The 16767-nt window shown below is 72.8% G+C and carries 8 protein-coding genes and 1 tRNA gene; 2 read left to right on the forward strand and 7 right to left on the reverse strand.

All coding sequences use genetic code 11. From position 1 onward, the window contains the following. Window positions 1-57: 57 nt before the first annotated feature. Together ABZ564_RS08405 and eccCa are read left to right on the forward strand one after the other, a co-directional pair. Window positions 58-597, forward strand: a complete 540-nt coding sequence (locus tag ABZ564_RS08405) for a YbaB/EbfC family nucleoid-associated protein (RefSeq protein WP_360851568.1) — start codon at window positions 58-60, stop codon at window positions 595-597. Between the two features lie 200 nt (window positions 598-797). Next, the gene (gene eccCa, locus ABZ564_RS08410) at window positions 798-5159 is read left to right on the forward strand and encodes a type VII secretion protein EccCa (protein WP_360851571.1); all 4362 of its coding nucleotides are present in this window, start codon (window positions 798-800) and stop codon (window positions 5157-5159) included. Window positions 5160-5623: 464 nt separating this feature from the next. Here eccCa and ABZ564_RS08415 read toward each other — a convergent pair. The 7 genes from ABZ564_RS08415 to ABZ564_RS08445 form a co-directional block, all read right to left on the reverse strand. Continuing rightward, window positions 5624-5697 (reverse strand) — tRNA-Thr (locus tag ABZ564_RS08415). A gap of 120 nt (window positions 5698-5817) precedes the next feature. Continuing rightward, window positions 5818-7368, reverse strand: coding sequence for an alpha/beta hydrolase (locus ABZ564_RS08420; protein WP_360851574.1), 1551 nt, complete (start codon window positions 7366-7368; stop codon window positions 5818-5820). A 104-nt stretch (window positions 7369-7472) separates the two neighbouring features. Continuing rightward, window positions 7473-8678, reverse strand: coding sequence for a DNA polymerase III subunit delta' (locus ABZ564_RS08425; protein WP_360851577.1), 1206 nt, complete (start codon window positions 8676-8678; stop codon window positions 7473-7475). Between the two features lie 149 nt (window positions 8679-8827). Continuing rightward, window positions 8828-12214: a dTMP kinase gene (gene tmk / locus ABZ564_RS08430; protein WP_360851580.1), complete on the reverse strand. Its 3387-nt coding sequence runs from the start codon at window positions 12212-12214 to the stop codon at window positions 8828-8830. 218 nt (window positions 12215-12432) lie between these two features. After that, the gene (topA, locus tag ABZ564_RS08435) at window positions 12433-15267 is read right to left on the reverse strand and encodes a type I DNA topoisomerase (RefSeq protein ID WP_360851583.1); all 2835 of its coding nucleotides are present in this window, start codon (window positions 15265-15267) and stop codon (window positions 12433-12435) included. Window positions 15268-15603: 336 nt separating this feature from the next. Beyond that, complete coding sequence (locus ABZ564_RS08440) at window positions 15604-15801, reverse strand: hypothetical protein (RefSeq protein ID WP_360851586.1); 198 nt, start codon at window positions 15799-15801, stop codon at window positions 15604-15606. 100 nt (window positions 15802-15901) lie between these two features. Further along, on the reverse strand, window positions 15902-16663 hold the full coding sequence (locus tag ABZ564_RS08445; protein ID WP_360851589.1) for an ABC transporter permease: 762 nt from the start codon (window positions 16661-16663) through the stop codon (window positions 15902-15904). Window positions 16664-16767 lie beyond the last annotated feature (104 nt).

Below are 16767 nucleotides of genomic sequence, written 5' to 3' on the forward strand. Positions count from 1 at the left end.
ACGGCAGGATGGCGCGGGGCGGAGACCGCCGCCCGTTGCCGACAGGAGCCGACCGCCATGTCCGACCCCGCGCACCGCTTCCCCGGGCGCCGTGATCCCTCCGGCCGCGGGAACGTACCGCTGGCCGCGCTCACGGAGCGAGTGCTCAGGCTCCAGAACGGACTGGCCGAGCAACAGCACGCGATGGGCCGTACCACCGTCACCGGTCACGGGGGCGGAGGCCTGGTGACCGCCACGGTCAGCGGCGAGAACCGGCTGACCGACCTGCGGATCGATCCGTCCGTGATCGACCCCACCGACCCGGAGGGGCTGGCCGCGGTGGTCGTGGAGGCGGTGCAGCAAGCCCTGGACGGAATGAGCGCACAGCGTGTCGCCTCCGCCGGGGATCTGGTGCAGGGAATGGGCGAGCTGGCCGAAGGCCTGCGCCGCCGCACCGAGGAGTCGCGGGCACGGGGCCGCCGGGTGCCACCCCCGCCGGCCGTACCCCTGATGACCCCGCCCGGCACCCGTTCCGGCCCCGGCTCCCGCCCCGCCGGCCCGACCGGAAACCCCGGGCAGGACAGGACGGGCGCGGACGGACGTCCACCGACCGCCTAGGCCGGCCGCGACGCCCCTGGTCAGCCCGGCTCGCGCCGGTACCGGCCCGGCCGGTGGCTCCGACGGAACCCGCGGAACCCGCCCCCGTGACTCGGGCGGGACCGCACTCCCGCCGAAGCCCACGGCCCCGGCCGAACCCGCAGCCCCGACGGAACCCGTAACCTCCCCCGCCCCACCGCCCGGTCCCGGAGAGCACCTGAATGTCGCGGATCGTCTTTCACCGCCCCGCCCGGGTCGTCCCGCCCGAACTGCCCACCGACCCCGTGGTGGTGGCCGCGCCCCCGCAGCCGGCCACCCGGGACTCCAGTGCCAACTGGCTGATGCTGCTGATGCCTCTGCTGTCCAGCATCAGCATGGCCGCCTACATGATCGTGGCAGGCCGGCGGATGTTCATCCTGCTCGGCATCTCGTTCGTGCTGCTGTCCATCGGGCTCACCGTGGGTGTCCGGATGCAGATGCGTTCCACCCAGCGCAAGAAGCAGCTCCGGGCCCGGGACCGCTACCTGGACCATCTGACGGAGGTCCGTAAGTCCGCCTGGCAGGTCGCCTCCGACCAGCGGCTGCTGGCCGCCTGGCGGCACCCGTCGCCGTACCGGTTGCGGGCCGTGGCGGCCGGCCGCCGCCGGGTGTGGGAACGGCGGCCCACCGACTCCGACTTCCTGATGGTGCGGCTGGGCACCGGCCGGGCCCGGCTGGCCACCCCTGTACGGCTGGCGTCCCGCAACGACCCGACCGTCGAGTACGACGCCCGGGCCAAGGCCGCCGCCGACCGGCTGGTGGCCGGCACCGCCGTGGTCCTGGGCCAGCCGCTGACCGTGGACCTCTCGCGCGGCGGAGTGGTCAGCGTGCTGGGACCGGCCGGGCCCGCCCGGGGGGTCGCACGGGCCCTGCTGACCCAGATCGCGGTGCTGCACGCGCCGGACGACGTCCGGATCGCCGTCGTCACCGGCGGCGCGCGCGAGGAGAGCGGCACCGCCCGCTCCGGCGGCACCACACCGTGCGCGGACACCGACGGTACGCCGCCGGCAAGCGGCCGCACGGACGGTACGGCTGCGGAGAACGACCCTCCGGCGGGTGGCGACCGGGGTACGCCCCCGGCGGGAGGCGGCGCCTCCGGGTCCGGAGCCTGGGAATGGGCGAAGTGGCTGCCGCACACCCACGACCCCGAGGAGACCGGTGAGGCCGGTGTGGTGCCGCTGGTCGCGGAGGACTTCGCCGGGATCGCCGACCGGGTCACCCAGTGGCTGACCAGCGCACACGAGCAGTCGTACGGAAGGCCGTTCACCCTCGGTGCCGGGCGGGGCGCCGACGCCCGGCAGCGCCTGCTGGTCCTCCTGGACGGCTACGACCCGCGCAGCGCCTGGGCCCGTACCCCGGAGGCGACGGCCCTGCTCACCGACGCCGGCGCGGACACCGGACTGACCGTGGTCTGTGTGGTGGAGGAGGAGAAGGACGAGCCGACCCGGGCCGACGTCCGGATCCGGGTGGCCGAGGACGGCACCCTGACCCTGGAGAGCCGGACCGGCGGCAACGCCCGGGGTGGCTCGGCCGCGCAGCCGGACCTGGTCGAGGGCGCCGTCGCCGACCGGCCGAGCCCCGCGCTGTGCGAGGCCATCGCGCGCGCCCTCGCGCCGCTGACCCTGTCCGACGAGGGCGACGAGATCCTGGCCCGCACCATGTCGCTGCCCGAACTGCTCGGCGTCACCGACCTGGACACCTTCGACCCGGAGGAGCTGTGGGCCCAGACCGGGCCCGACTCCGAGCGGCTGCTGTGCTTCCCGGTCGGCTTCGACGCCCAGGGCGACCCGCTCACCCTGGACCTCAAGGAGGCGGCGCACGGCGGTATGGGACCGCACGGCCTCGTGATCGGCGCCACCGGTTCCGGCAAGAGCGAACTGCTGCGGACCCTGGTCAGCGGCCTGGCCGCGACGCACTCGCCTGATCTGCTGAGCTTCGTCCTGGTCGACTTCAAGGGCGGTGCCACGTTCGCCGGGGTGACCGGACTGCCGCATGTGGCCGGTCTGATCACCAACCTGGTGGACGATCTCGCCCTGGTGGACCGGGTGCGCGACGCCCTTCAGGGCGAACTCCAGCGCCGTCAGGCCCTGTTGCGTGACGCGGGCAACCTGGACTCGGTCCGCGAATACCAGGCCCTGCGGGCCGCGGGGCGCACCGGCCCGGACGACACCCCGCTTCCCCCGCTGCCCTACCTCTTCCTGATAGTCGACGAGTTCGCCGAGCTTCTCACCCAACGCCCCGAATTCGTCGATCTGTTCGTGCAGATCGGACGGGTCGGCCGAAGCCTGGGCATCCATCTGCTGCTGGCCGGGCAGCGCATGGAGGAAGGGCGCCTGAAGGGCCTGGAGTCCAACCTGTCCTACCGGGTCTGTCTGCGCACCCTGTCCGCCGCCGACTCCCGTACGGTGATCGGCACCCCGGACGCGTACAAGCTGCCGCCGCTGCCCGGCTCGGCGTATCTGAAGGTCTCGGACACCCTTTACGAGCGGTTCCGGGTCGCACATGTCTCGGGTCCCCATGACGGTACCGGGGACGAGGGTGAGGCGGAGGCGGGCGCCGGTGTGCGGCCGGCGCCGTTCGAGCTGCGCAGGCCGCCCGAGGAGGGCACGGAGCAGCAGGCGCCGCCACCGAGGCCGCGCCGTGAGACCGGCGGCCCGACCGAGATGCAGGTCCTGGTGGAGCACCTGACCGGCGCGGGGCAGCCGGTGCACCAGGTGTGGCTGCCGCCGCTGCCGGCCGCGCTGCCCCTGGACGCACTGACCGGCCCGGCCACCGGGACGGCACCAACGGCCACCGGTAACGGTGCGCGCACACCCAGGAAGCCGTCGGCCTTCACCTCGGCGCCGCCGTCGGCCTCCCCATCCGTGTCCGCGTCCTCCTCCGCAGGTCACGGCGGTCTGCGCGCCGCCTACTGGCCCGACCACGGCACCCTGCGTGTGCCGATCGGCGTCGCCGACCTTCCCGTGCGCCAGCAGCAGGTCCCGGTCATCCCGGACTTCAGCCGTGAGTACGGTCATCTCGCCCTGGTCGGCGCCCCGCGCACGGGCAAGAGCACCTTCCTGCGCACCCTGATGCTCGCCACGATGATCACCCACACTCCGGAGCAGGCCCAGTTCATCTGCCTCGACTTCGGCGGCGGCGCACTTCAGCCGTACGAGGCGGCGCCGCATGTCAGCGGGGTGGCCGGGCGGCCCGAGCCGGAACGCGCCCGGCGCGCGCTGGCGGAGGTCGTCCAGCTCATCGACGAGCGTGAACATCTCTTCCGCGAGCTGCGTGTCGACTCCGCGGACACCTTCCGGCGCCGCCGTGAGGAGGGGACCCTGCCCCCGGGCACCCGGGCTGCGGACGTGTTCCTGCTCGTCGACAACTGGGCGAGTCTGCGCACCGAGTTGCAGGACGGCCAGGACAACACGGTGGACGTGACCGTGCTGGACATCGCCACCCGGGGACTGGGCGTCGGCGTCCATCTGGTGCTCACCGCCAACCGCTGGGCGGAGCTGCGCACCGCGCTGCGGGACAGCATCGCCGCCCGTCTCGAACTGCGCCTCAACGAGCCGGGCGAGTCCGAGATCGACCGCAGGGCCGCCCGCAGGTTCGCGCCGGTCGCCGTACCCGGCCGTGGGCTGGCCCCGGGCGGGCTCCAGTTCCAGGTGGCGCTGCCCCGGCTGGACGGCCGGGACACCCTGGAGGACCTCGCCGAGGCGCAGTCCACCGCGCTGGACCGCGTCGCCGCCGCCTGGCGGGGGCCCACCGCACCGGCCATCCGCACCCTGCCCGAACGGCTCACCCGGTCCGAACTCGCCGATGTGTACGCCGCGTCCGGTGCCCACAAGGAAGCCCCGGGCGTACCGGTCGGGCTCGGCGAGAACGATCTGCGGCCGGTGCTGCTCGACCTCTCGCCGACCGAGCCGCACCTGCTGGTGTACGGGGACTCGGGCTCGGGAAAGTCCGTCTTCCTGCGTACCTGGCTGGCGGCGATGACCGAGCGGTACACCGCTTGGGAGACCCGGTTCATCCTGATCGACTACCGGCGTTCGCTGCTGGACGTGGTCCCCGACGACCATCTCGGCGCCTACGCGGGCGACGCCAAGGCGGCCCGCGCCTTCGCCGAGCAGGTCGCCGCCAAGCTCGCCGAGCGGCTGCCGCCGGCCCGGGTCACCGCCGCCGAACTGCGAGCCCGCAGCTGGTGGGAAGGACCCGAGTTCTATGTCGTGGCCGACGACTACGACCTGGTCGCGACCGGCCGGGACGCCCCGCTGGCCCCTCTGGTCCCCTATCTGGCACAGGCCCGGGAGACCGGCCTGCATGTGATCGCCGCCCGCCGGGTCTCGGGCCACAACCGCACCGCGCTCACCGACCCGGTCTTCAGCCAGTTGCCGGAAATCGGCGCGAGCGCGCTCATCCTGTCCGGCAACCCGCGTGAGGGCGCCCTCGTGGACGGCGAACGCGCCCAGCGCCGGGCACCCGGCCGGGCTGTCCTGCTACGCCGCAAGGAGGGCCGCACGGTGGTGCAGATCGCCGTCGGCGAGGAGAACGAGGACTGAGGATCAGCCGCACTGCGTGCCGGGTATCGATCCGCGGTTCCGGTCCGCTCCGGCCGTCCTCGACGCGGACCTCCGCACGGATCCGGGCGTAGAAGTGCTCCTGACGGCGGCCCCCGAAGACGGCCTCCCCGGAGTCGGCGGGGGTGAGTCGCCCGCCCGCGTCGACCCGCGCCGGTTTCGTGGGGACGCGGCCCGGAGCAAGGTGCGGAAGCCGGCGCGCCTCCGTGACCAGGGCCGCCCGCCGCCCGCAAGCCGGCCGTAGCGGAGTGGGTGAAGGGTCGGTCCCACCTGCCGAAGGACGCGACGCGGCGCATGGGCGAGTTCTTCGTACCGCCGCAAGCGGCCGCCCCGGAGACCACTGCCGAGACCACGGACACCCGTGGGGCCCGCGCCCGGCGACGACACCGCATCCAGCAAAGGCAAAAGCCCCAGGTCACGGCGAGTGAGTCCTGAGGCTTCTACAGAGCCGCCTTCGGGATTCGAACCCGAGACCTACGCATTACGAGTGCGTTGCTCTGGCCAACTGAGCTAAGGCGGCGCCGCCCTGTTCGCACCATGATGCGATCAGCAGCGACGCCAAGTCTACACAGTTTCCGAGGGTGCTCCGTACCAGCCCGCCCCGCCTACGTTCGCCCAGGTCAGCGGCGCAGGACGGGGCTCAGGTGCACTTCTTGCCCGAGGCCGGCGGGGTGCCCTCCAGGAGGTACGTGTTGATCGCCGTGTCGATGCAGTCGCTGCCGCGGCCGTACGCGGTGTGGCCGTCGCCCTCGTAGGTGAGGAGGGTGCCCGAGGAGAGCTGGTCCGCCAGGGACTCGGCCCAGGCATACGGGGTGGCCGGGTCGCGGGTGGTGCCGACCACGACGATGGGGGCGGCGCCCTCGGCCTTGATGCGGTGGGCGGAGCCGGTGGCGGGGACGGGCCAGTAGGCGCAGTTCAGGGCCGCCCAGGCGAAGCCCCTGCCGAAGACCGGGGATGCCTTCTCGAAGGAGGGGAGGACCTTGTCGACGGCCTCGGGGCCGGAGAAGGCGGGCGGGAGGTCGAGGCAGTTCACCGCGGCGTTGGCGAACATCAGGTTGGTGTACTTGCCGCTCGGCTCACGTTCGTAGTAGCTGTCGGCCAGGGACAGCAGGCCGGAGCCGTCGCCCGACTCGGCGGCGGTCAGCGCCGCCCGGAGCTGGGGCCAGGCCGACTCGTCGTACATGGCGGCGATGACGCCCGTCGTGGCGAGGGATTCGCCGAGTTCGCGGGACTCGCCCGTAGGGACCGGGTCCGCGTCCAGCCGCGTGAACAGCTCCTTCAGGCGGTCCGCCGCGTCGGAGGCGGACGTGGTGCCGAGCGGGCAGTCCGTCTGCTTCACGCAGTCCTCCGCGAAGGACTGGAACGCCGTCTCGAACCCCGCCGTCTGGTCCCGGTTCATCTCCACGGAGGAGAGCGAGGGGTCCATCGCGCCGTCGAGGACCAGGCGGCCGGTACGGCCGGGGAACAGTTCGGCGTACGTCGCCCCCAGGAACGTCCCGTACGACGCCCCCACGTAGTTCAGGTGCTCGTCGCCGAGCAGGGCGCGCAGCATGTCCATGTCCCGGGCCGTCTCCACCGTCGAGACGTGCGGCAGGACCTCCCCCGAGCGCTTCTCGCAGCCCGAGGCGAACTTTTTGAAGGCACCGCTCAGCTTCGTGACCTCGGCGTCGTCGTCCGGCGTCTGGTCCACCTGTGTGTACGCGTCCATCTGCGCCCCGGTCAGACACTCGACGGGCTCACTGCGCGCCACCCCGCGCGGGTCGATGGCCACCATGTCGTAGCGTGCGCGCACCTGGGCGGGGTAGCCGATCGCGGCGTAGCCCTGGAGGTAACCGATGGCCGATCCGCCGGGGCCGCCCGGGTTCACCAGGAGGGAGCCGATCCGCTTGCCGGGGCCGGTCGCCTTCTTACGGGAAACGGCCAGCTCGATCTCGCCGCCGTCCGGCTTCGCGTAGTCGAGCGGTGCCTTCATCGTCGCGCACTGGAAGCCGCTGACACCGCAGTCCCGCCAGCTGAGGTGCTGGGAGTAGAACGGCTTCAGGGCCGCCGGCACGGCCGAGGGCGAGGCGGAGGCCGCCCCGGCGGGGGCCGAGGCACCCGAGGACGAGCTTCCACTGCTGCACCCGGAGACGAGCAGGCCGGCAGTGCCGAGCGCGAGGGCGAGAGTGCGGAACGGGCGCCTGGTGTCCATGCCGGGAGCGTAGCCGCCACCTCACCGCTCACCCGATTCATTCCTCTTTCGGGTGATTCGCCGTATGAACGGACCCACCGGCCGGTCCGGTCGTGGGACCTGCCTCAGCCCGCGCGCAGGGCCATCGTCATCGCCTCCACCGCCAGCAGCGGGGCCACATTGCGGTCCAGGGCGCGGCGGCAGGCCGATACCGCCTCGATCCGGCGCAGTGTGCGCTCCGGGGTGGACGAGCGGGCGACGCGGTCCAGGGAGTCCTGCGCGTCGGCGTTGGCTATGGCGATCCGCGAACCGAACTGCAGGGCGAGCACATCGCGGTAGAAGCCGGTCAGCTCGGTGAGCGCCAGGTCGAGGCTGTCGCGCTGGGTGCGGGTCTTGCGGCGCTTCTGCTTGTCCTCCAGCTCCTTCATCACCCCGGCCGTCCCTCGCGGCATCCGGCCCCCCGCGGTGGCGCCGAGGGCGGCCTTCATGTCCTCCGTCTCCTTGACGTCGATCTCCTCGGACGCCTGCTTCGCGTCCTCGGTCGCCGTGTCGATCAGCTCCTGCGCGGCCTTGAGGCATCCCCCGATGTCCTCGACGCGCAGCGGCAGCTTCAGCACCGCGGCCCGCCGCGCCCGGGCCCGCTCGTCCGTGGCGAGGCGGCGCGCCCTGCCGATGTGCCCCTGGGTGGCGCGGGCGGCGGCGGCGGCCCGCTCCGGATCGATGCCGTCCCTGCGGACCAGGACGTCCGCGACCGCGTCGACCGGCGGCGTACGCAGCGTGAGGTGGCGGCACCGGGACCGGATCGTCGGCAGCACGTCCTCCAGCGAGGGCGCGCAGAGCAGCCACACCGTGCGCGGAGCGGGCTCCTCGACGGCCTTCAGCAGGACGTTGCCCGCGCCCTCGGTGAGGCGGTCGGCATCCTCCATGACGATGACCTGCCAGCGCCCGACGGCCGGCGAGAGCTGGGCGCGGCGCACCAGCTCACGGGTCTCCTTCACCCCGATGGAGAGCAGGTCGGTGCGGATCACGTCGACATCGGCGTGCGTACCGATGAGGCTGGTGTGGCAGCCGTCGCAGAAGCCGCAGCCCGGCGCCCCGCCCAGCGCGCGGTCCGGGCTGGTGCACTGCAGCGCGGCGGCGAAGGCCCGGGCGGCGGTGGAGCGTCCCGAGCCGGGCGGGCCGGTGAACAGCCAGGCGTGCGTCATCTTCGAGGCGGGCGGCGCCGGCTCCCCCGCCGCCTCGGAGGTGACCAGCGTGTCGGCGTCCCGGGCGGCGGCGCCCAGCTGCTCCTGCACCCGGTCCTGGCCGACCAGGTCGTCCCATACGGACATGGGTCACCGCCTTTCCGATTCGCACGACGCGTGGCTCTCGTCGATCCGGTCTCCCATTGTGAGGGACGGGACCGACAATGCGGACGCCGATGGCCCCGTACCCGGGAAAGGTGCGGGGCCATCGGCGTCGTCCCGTAGGGGTGACCCGGTCAGCGGCGTGGCCGTCGGCCCCGGCCGCCCGAGGGCTCCGGACCCTCGTCGTCATGCCGGCCCAGCAGTTCGTCGGCCAGGCTGGGCAGGTCGTCCAGCGGGGTCTCCTCAGCCCAGTCGGGCCTGGGGCGCCGTGAGCGGGGGGTCCCCTGCTGCTCCTCGGCCTGCCTGGGGTCCGCGTGCGGGTCGGTGATCTGGGGCAGCTCACGGGTGCGCTCGTTGTCGCCCTCCGCCGGCCGCTCGTCCCGGAAGATGCCGCGCGGCACCCGGTCGGCCGGGTCGGATTCCCGTACCGAACCGTGCCCGGTGTCCCGTACCGCCGGCAGCACGGTCGTCTCGTCCGCCGCGCCGGAGGGTCCGGGCGCGTCCGAGAACTTCGGGATCACCGTCGTCTCGTCCTGATCGGACGGCCAGGGCGCCGACGACGCGCCCCGGGACCGGTCGGAGTCGGACGGCCGGTCCACGGGCGAGGGCACCGGCTGGGTGATCTCGTTCGGGTCGACGATCGGGGTGGGCACCGTCAGCTCGTTGTCGGGCACGGAGGGCTCGTCGCCGGTCCCGCGGGGCGCCGACGAACCGGACGGCTCGTTGCCGCTTCCGGAATCCGAGGAGCCGCCGGCGTCCTGGCGCAGCCGGGACTCCTCCTGCCGGGCGGCCCGGGCGCGTGCCTCCTGCCGCGCGGCCAGGGCACGTGCCTCCTCCTCGCGGGCGGCCCGCTCCCGGGCGCGCTCCTCGGCGGCCGCCGCTTCGGCCCGGGCCTTCGCCTGGGCCTCCGCTTCCTCCTGGCGCCGGGCGGCCTCGGCCCGGAGGAGAGCCTCCTCGGCCTTGCGCTGCTTCTCCAGACGCCTGGCCTCGGCCTCCTTGCGCAGCCGGGCCTCTTCCTCCGCCTGGCGGCGCAGCCGGGCCTGTTCGGCCTCGTAGGCGGCTTCCTCGGCCTCTCGGCGGGCCCGGTCGGCCTCGGCGATGCGGCGGGCCTCCTCCGCGCGCTGCCGCTCCTCCTCCGCGCGCTGCCGGGCTTCCTCCTCGGCGCGCTGCCGGGCCTCCTCGGCCTGGCGCTCGGCCTCGCGGCGGCGCGCTTCCTCCTCCTCGCGACGCTTGCGCTCCTCCTCCTCGGCGCGGAGCTTGGCGAGCTGTGCCTGCCGCTCGCGCTCAAGGCGCTCCTCCTCCGCCTTGCGGGCGGCCTCCTCCTCGGCGCGGCGCCTGGCCTCTTCCTCGGCGGCCTTGCGGGCCTCCTCGCGGGCCTTGATCTCGGCCTCGGAAAGGGGCAGGACCTGGTCGAGGCGGTGGCGTACGACCGTGGTGATGGCCTCCGGTTCCTGGCCGGCGTCCACCACGAGGTAGCGCGTCGGGTCGGCGGCGGCCAGGGTCAGGAAGCCGGAGCGCACCCGGGCGTGGAACTCGGGCGGCTCGGACTCCAGCCGGTCGGGCGCCTCGGTGAACCGTTCCCTCGCGGTCTCGGGCGCGACGTCCAGGAGCACGGTCAGGTGCGGTACGAGTCCGCTCGTCGCCCAGCGCGAGATGCGGGCGATCTCGGTGGGCGCCAGGTCGCGGCCCGCGCCCTGGTAGGCCACGGACGAGTCGATGTAGCGGTCGGAGATGACGACCGCGCCGCGCTCCAGTGCCGGGCGGACGACCGAGTCGACGTGCTCGGCGCGGTCGGCCGCGTACAGCAGGGCCTCGGCCCGGTTGGAGAGTCCGGCCGACGACACGTCGAGCAGGATGGACCGCAGCCGCTTGCCGACCGGGGTCGCACCCGGCTCGCGGGTGACGACGACCTCGTGGCCCTTGGCCCGGATCCATTCGGCGAGCGCCTCCACCTGGGTGGACTTGCCGGCTCCGTCGCCGCCCTCCAGGGCGATGAAGAAACCGTTCGCGGCGGGTGCGACCGCCGGGTCGCCGCCGCGCAGCGCCTCGCGCAGGTCGCGCCGCAGCGGTACGCCGGAGCGGTCGTCCGTCTTCGCCAGGACGATAACCGCGACCGGCAGCAGCAGGGCGCCGACGAGCATCAGCGTGAACGCGGCGCCACCGTGGGCGAAGACGAAGTCGCCCGTGGTCAGCCGGTGGGTGCCGATGGCCGCGGCGACCAGGGGGCCGCCGACCGCACCGAGTGCGATCAGGACCCGGACGACTGCCTGGAGGTGTTCGGTGATCCTGATCCGGCGCGCTTCCTCGGTCTCCTGGTCGACGAGGACATGACCGGTGTTCGCGGCGACGCCCGCCGCGTACCCGGCGAGTGCGGCGAGCAGGACGACGGTCGCGGTGTCCGGGACGAGGCCCATCGCCAGGAGCGCGATGCCCGTGACGGCGGTGGCGAGGGAGAGCATCCGCCGCCGCGACAAAGTGGGCAGCACCTTCCCCGCCGTACGGATGCCCACACCCGTACCGCCGGTGAGGGCGAGGACCAGCAGGGCGAGGGTGACGGGACCACCGCCGAGGTCGCCGGCGTGCAGCACGGCGACCGCGGCCGCCGCGGCGATGGCTCCGGCGACAGCGGCGCAGGTGGCGACGATCAGCGGGATGGCGCCGGTACGCCCCTTCTCGGGGCCGTTCCCCGCGGACGGCCGGCGCAATCCCTCCAGCGGCGAGCGCGGGCGGGGCGTCGGTGTACCGGGCAGTTCCAGGAAGTACAGGGTGGAGACGGAGGCGGAGAACAGCCCGGCCGCGACGTACGAGCCGAGGGCCGCCTGGTGGAAGGAGAACCAGTCCAGGCCGGAGCCCAGCAGGTTGCCGATGACCGTGGCGACCAGCAGGACGGCCGCGGCGAGGGGAACGGCCGCGAAGTCCGTCCGCAGGGAGAGCCGGCGCAGGGCGTCGAGATGGTCCGGCAGCGGGCGCACGGCGGCACCCTCGATCGGCGGGGCGGGCAGCAGCGCGGGGGCCGCGCTCTCCTTGGCGACCGTCCAAAGCCGTTCGGCGGCGCCGGCCACGAAGACGGTGACGAGGATCATGGTGAGCGCGTTGGAGGGTGTCCAGTCGATCCACAGGGGCGCGACGACCAGCAGCGCGAGCCGCAGCCCGTCGGCCCCGATCATCAGCCACCGCCGGTCGACCGGCCCGCCCGGCGCCGTCAGGGACGTCAATGGTCCGAGAAGTACGGCTCCGAAGAGCAGGGTGGAAATGATGCGGACTCCGAACACGGCGGCGACGGCGAACGCCGCCCCGCGGTATCCGGATCCGAATGAGCCCTCCAGGACCGCCGCTTGCAGCGACAGCAACACCAGCACGAGAAGGGCGAGTGCATCGCCGGTACTGCCGACGAGCTGGGCGCTCCACAACCGCTTCAGCGGGGGAACACGCAACAGGGCTCGTACGGCGCGCTCGCGTGAGTCTGCGGCAAGTGTGTCGGAGGTGGGGCTCACGACCGTAGGCTGCTCGGCTCGCGTCATCCGCCCAGCCTAACGGGACACTCCCGCCCTCCGTGTCCCCCCACCCGAACAAACGCCCAGCACGGCTGGGCGTCCCAGGTACGAAGCCCAAATCCAGCCCCGTCGGCGTTTGAGGCGCGTGTTGCGGGGAAAGCGGCCCGGTTACGGGAAGGGGCGGCAGGGGAGCGGGACCGCCGCAGGCGCACCCGTCCCCCGAGACCCCGTCCCGCCCGGAGGACTCAGTCCTCCGCCCCCGAAGCGGCGGCCTTCTTCGCCGCAGGAGCCTTCTTCGCCCCAGCCGTCGCCTTCTTGGCGACGGTCTTCTTCGCCGCAGTCTTCTTCGCCGCGGCGGTCTTCTTGGCCGGGGCCTTCTTCGCGGGAGCCTTCTTCGCCGTCTTCTTCTTCGCGGGCCCCTTCGCCCGCTTCTCGGCGAGCAGCTCGTATCCCCGCTCCGGCGTGATGTCCTCGACGCTGTCACCCGTGCGCAGCGTCGCATTCGTCTCGCCGTCGGTGACGTACGGCCCGAAGCGCCCGTCCTTCACGACGACCGGAGCCCCGCTCACCGGGTCCGTGCCCAGCTCCTTCAGCGGCGGCTTCGCGGCTGCCCGTCCCCGCTGCTTGGGCTGCGCGTAGATCGCCAGTGCCTCTTCGAGCGTGATGTCGAAGATCTGGTCCTCGGAGGTCAGCGACCGCGAGTCCGTGCCCTTCTTCAGGTACGGGCCGTAGCGGCCGTTCTGCGCGGTGATCTCGACGCCTTCGGCGTCCACGCCGACCACCCGCGGCAGCGACATCAGCTTGAGCGCGTCGGCCAAGGTGACCGTGTCCAGCGACATCGACTTGAACAACGAAGCCGTCCGCGGCTTCACCGCGTTCTTGCCGGTCTTCGGCGTGCCCTCGGGCAGCACCTCGGTGACGTACGGCCCGTACCGCCCGTGCTTGGCGACGATCTGGTTCCCGCTCACCGGGTCCGCGCCGAGCTCGAAGTCGCCGCTCGGCTTGGCCAGCAGCTCCTCGGCGTACTCGACGGTCAGCTCGTCGGGCGCCAGGTCGTCGGGGATGTCCGCCTTCTGGTAACCCTCGGTGTCCTTCTCGCCCCGCTCGATGTACGGACCGTACTTCCCGACGCGAAGCTTGATGTCGTTGCCGACGGGGAAGGAGGAGATCTCCCGGGCGTCGATCGCACCGAGGTCGGTGACGAGCTCCTTGAGCCCATCGAGGTGGTCGCCGTCGCCGTTGCCCGCGGCGGAGGCCGCGCCCGCGCCGGCCCCTTCCTGCGTACCGAAGTAGAACCGCTTCAGCCACGGCACGGACTGGGCCTCACCGCGTGCGATGCGGTCGAGGTCGTCCTCCATGCGGGCCGTGAAGTCGTAGTCGACGAGCCGGCCGAAGTGCTTCTCCAAGAGGTTGACCACGGCGAACGACAGGAACGACGGCACGAGGGCCGTGCCCTTCTTGAACACGTAGCCGCGGTCGAGGATCGTCCCGATGATCGAGGCGTACGTCGACGGGCGGCCGATCTCGCGCTCTTCGAGCTCCTTGACCAGCGAGGCCTCGGTGTAGCGGGCCGGCGGCTTCGTCGCGTGGCCGTCGACCGAGATCTCGGCGGCGGACAGCGCGTCGCCCTCGGCGACCTGCGGCAGCCGCCGCTCGCGGTCGTCGAGCTCGGCGTTCGGGTCGTCGGCGCCCTCGACGTACGCCTTCATGAAGCCGTGGAAGGTGATCGTCTTGCCGGACGCGGAGAACTCGGCGTCGCGGCCGTCGCTCGCCCGGCCGCCGATCTTGACGGTGACCGAGTTACCGGTCGCGTCCTTCATCTGGGAGGCGACGGTCCGCTTCCAGATCAGCTCGTACAGCCGGAACTGGTCGCCGGTGAGGCCCGTCTCGGCAGGGGTGCGGAAGCGGTCGCCGGAAGGGCGGATCGCCTCGTGCGCCTCCTGCGCGTTCTTGACCTTGCCGGCGTACGTGCGCGGCTTCTCGGGCAGGTAATCGGCCCCGTACAGCTGCGTGACCTGTGCCCGGGCCGCGGCGACCGCGGTGTCCGAGAGGGTCGTGGAGTCCGTACGCATATAGGTGATGAAGCCGTTCTCGTACAGCTTCTGCGCGACCTGCATGGTGGCCTTGGCCCCGAAGCCCAGCTTCCGGCTCGCCTCCTGCTGGAGGGTCGTCGTCCGGAACGGGGCGTACGGGGAGCGGCGGTACGGCTTGGACTCGACGGACCGCACGGCGAACGCGGAGTCGGCGAGCGCGGCGGCCAGGGCGCGGGCGTTCACCTCGTCCAGGTGCAGCGTCTGGCCGGAGCCGGACTTGAGCCGCCCGTCCGGACCGAAGTCGCGGCCCTGGGCGATGCGGCGGCCGTCGACGGCGCTGAGCCGGGCCGTGAACGTCGACGGGTCGGAGGCGTCGCCGCCCCGCCCGGTGGCGAAGGTTCCGGTCAGGTCCCAGTACTCGGCGGAGCGGAAGGCGATGCGCTCGCGCTCCCGCTCGACGACGAGCCGGGTGGCGACGGACTGGACACGGCCCGCCGAGAGCTTCGGCATGACCTTCTTCCACAGGACCGGCGAGACCTCGTAGCCGTAGAGACGGTCGAGGATGCGGCGGGTCTCCTGGGCGTCGACCATGCGCTGGTTCAGCTCGCGCGGGTTGGCGACGGCGGCCCGGATCGCGTCCTTGGTGATCTCGTGGAAGACCATCCGGTGGACCGGGACCTTCGGCCGCAGGACTTCCTGAAGGTGCCACGCGATGGCTTCGCCCTCGCGGTCCTCATCGGTGGCGAGGAAGAGTTCGTCGGACTCGGCCAGCAGCTGCTTCAGCTTCCTGACCTGGGCCTTCTTGTCGGCGTTGACGACGTAGACCGGCTGGAAGTCATGCTCGACGTCCACGCCGAGGCGGCGCACCTCGCCGGTGTATTCGTCCGGTACCTCGGCGGCGCCGTTCGGGAGGTCGCGGATGTGCCCGACGCTCGCCTCGACGACGTATCCGGGGCCGAGATAGCCCCCGATCGTCTTCGCCTTGGCAGGCGACTCGACGATGACGAGTCGGCGGCCGCCCTGTGCGGTCTCGCTGGTCGGGGACAACTTCGCTCTTCTCTCCGGTCGACGCTCGGTGGGCATCCGGGGCAGCGCGATGGCGCTGCCGACAGTGCTGTCGCTGCGGAGTGTGACGGTACAACCCGCCCCCGTGTCAAACGGCAAAAGCCCGCAACGGCCACTCGAACGGTAACCCGACTTCCGCCATTCCTGCCGCCCGGCCCGCTAGGTCCGCCCCGTGCACGGCCGCTGCCTGCGGTTTCGGCGGCGCCCCGACCGCCCTGCAGGTGCCGGGAGCGCGGGGCGGGCGGCCCGGGCGTGTTCCCGGCGCCGCGCAGGGGGCCGGGACCGGGCCGGGCTCGTACGCCCGACGCGGAGGCCCGCTCAAGCGCGGCCGAGGCACCACACCCCGAGGACGAGGAAAAGTACGCCGAACACAGTGGCGAGTGCGGTGGAGACAGCGGGGCTCACCCGGTACGCGACCGGCGCGCGGTGCAGCACGCGCGCCCCCGTCCACAGCAGCAGCGCCGCGCCGAACAGCGCGAACGTCGTTCCGGCGAAGACAGCGGGCCCGCTCTCCATCCCGTACGCCTCCCTCTCCCCCTGCCGATTCCTCGCTGACGCAGGGAGGCTCCCACCGCGGAGCGTCGCGGACGCCAACACGGGGTGAACAGCAGGACCGTCACATCACATCGAGCGTCGCGCGCCGCCGGCTCCCCCGTTCGAACAGGGCCAGCAGCACGACGGCGAGCAGCGCGTACCCCGCCCCCGTCAGGAGTTCCGCCGCGATGCCCCGGCCGTCGAGCCCGGCCCCGGCGGACAACTGACGCGCCGCGTCGGCGGCATGAGTCAGCGGGAGTACCTCCCCGGCGGCCCGCATCCATCCCGGCAGGGTCTCTCGCGGCACGTTCGCGCCGGTCAGGAGCAGGAGTACGGAACCGGCCACGTTCGATACGAGGAAGACGTCCCGGAACCGCAGCCCCAGCGCCCCCAGCGCCAAGCCGAAGGCGGAGCACCCGGCAGCGGCGGCGAGCAGGACCGCTCCGAGCCCCGGCAGAGCCTCAACCGGAATCCGCAGCCCGAGCAGGAGGCAGGCGGCGGAGAGCGTGAAGACGCTGATGAGGAGGCCGTTCAGCACATACGGGATCGCCCGGCCGAACCAGAGCGGAGCCCGGTTCCGAGGGCTGAGCAGGACCGCGCCGAGCGTCCCGTACCGCCGCTCGTTGGCGACGGCCATCGTGCCCCCGTACACACAGGCTGTGGACGCGGAGATAACGGCGTTGCCGAGCAGATAGAACCGGTCGTCGGCGACGTGCAGCTGCCGTCCGAGGAAGACGAAGAAGAGGAGTTGCAGCAGTGGACCGACGAGCAGGGTGCCGATGAACATCGGTGGTGTCGTCCAGTTGAAGAGCGCCCGGTAGGACAGGGCGCCACCGATCACCACGAGTCGCAGCGTGGAAACGGCTCGGCGGTAGAGGCCGGGAACGGAACCGGAATCTGTGTGAAGGGCAGGGGCGGGCATGCGGGCAACTCCTGGGGTGGGCGGGA

This window comes from Streptomyces sp. NPDC019224 (assembly GCF_040632605.1).
Taxonomy (GTDB): domain Bacteria; phylum Actinomycetota; class Actinomycetes; order Streptomycetales; family Streptomycetaceae; genus Streptomyces.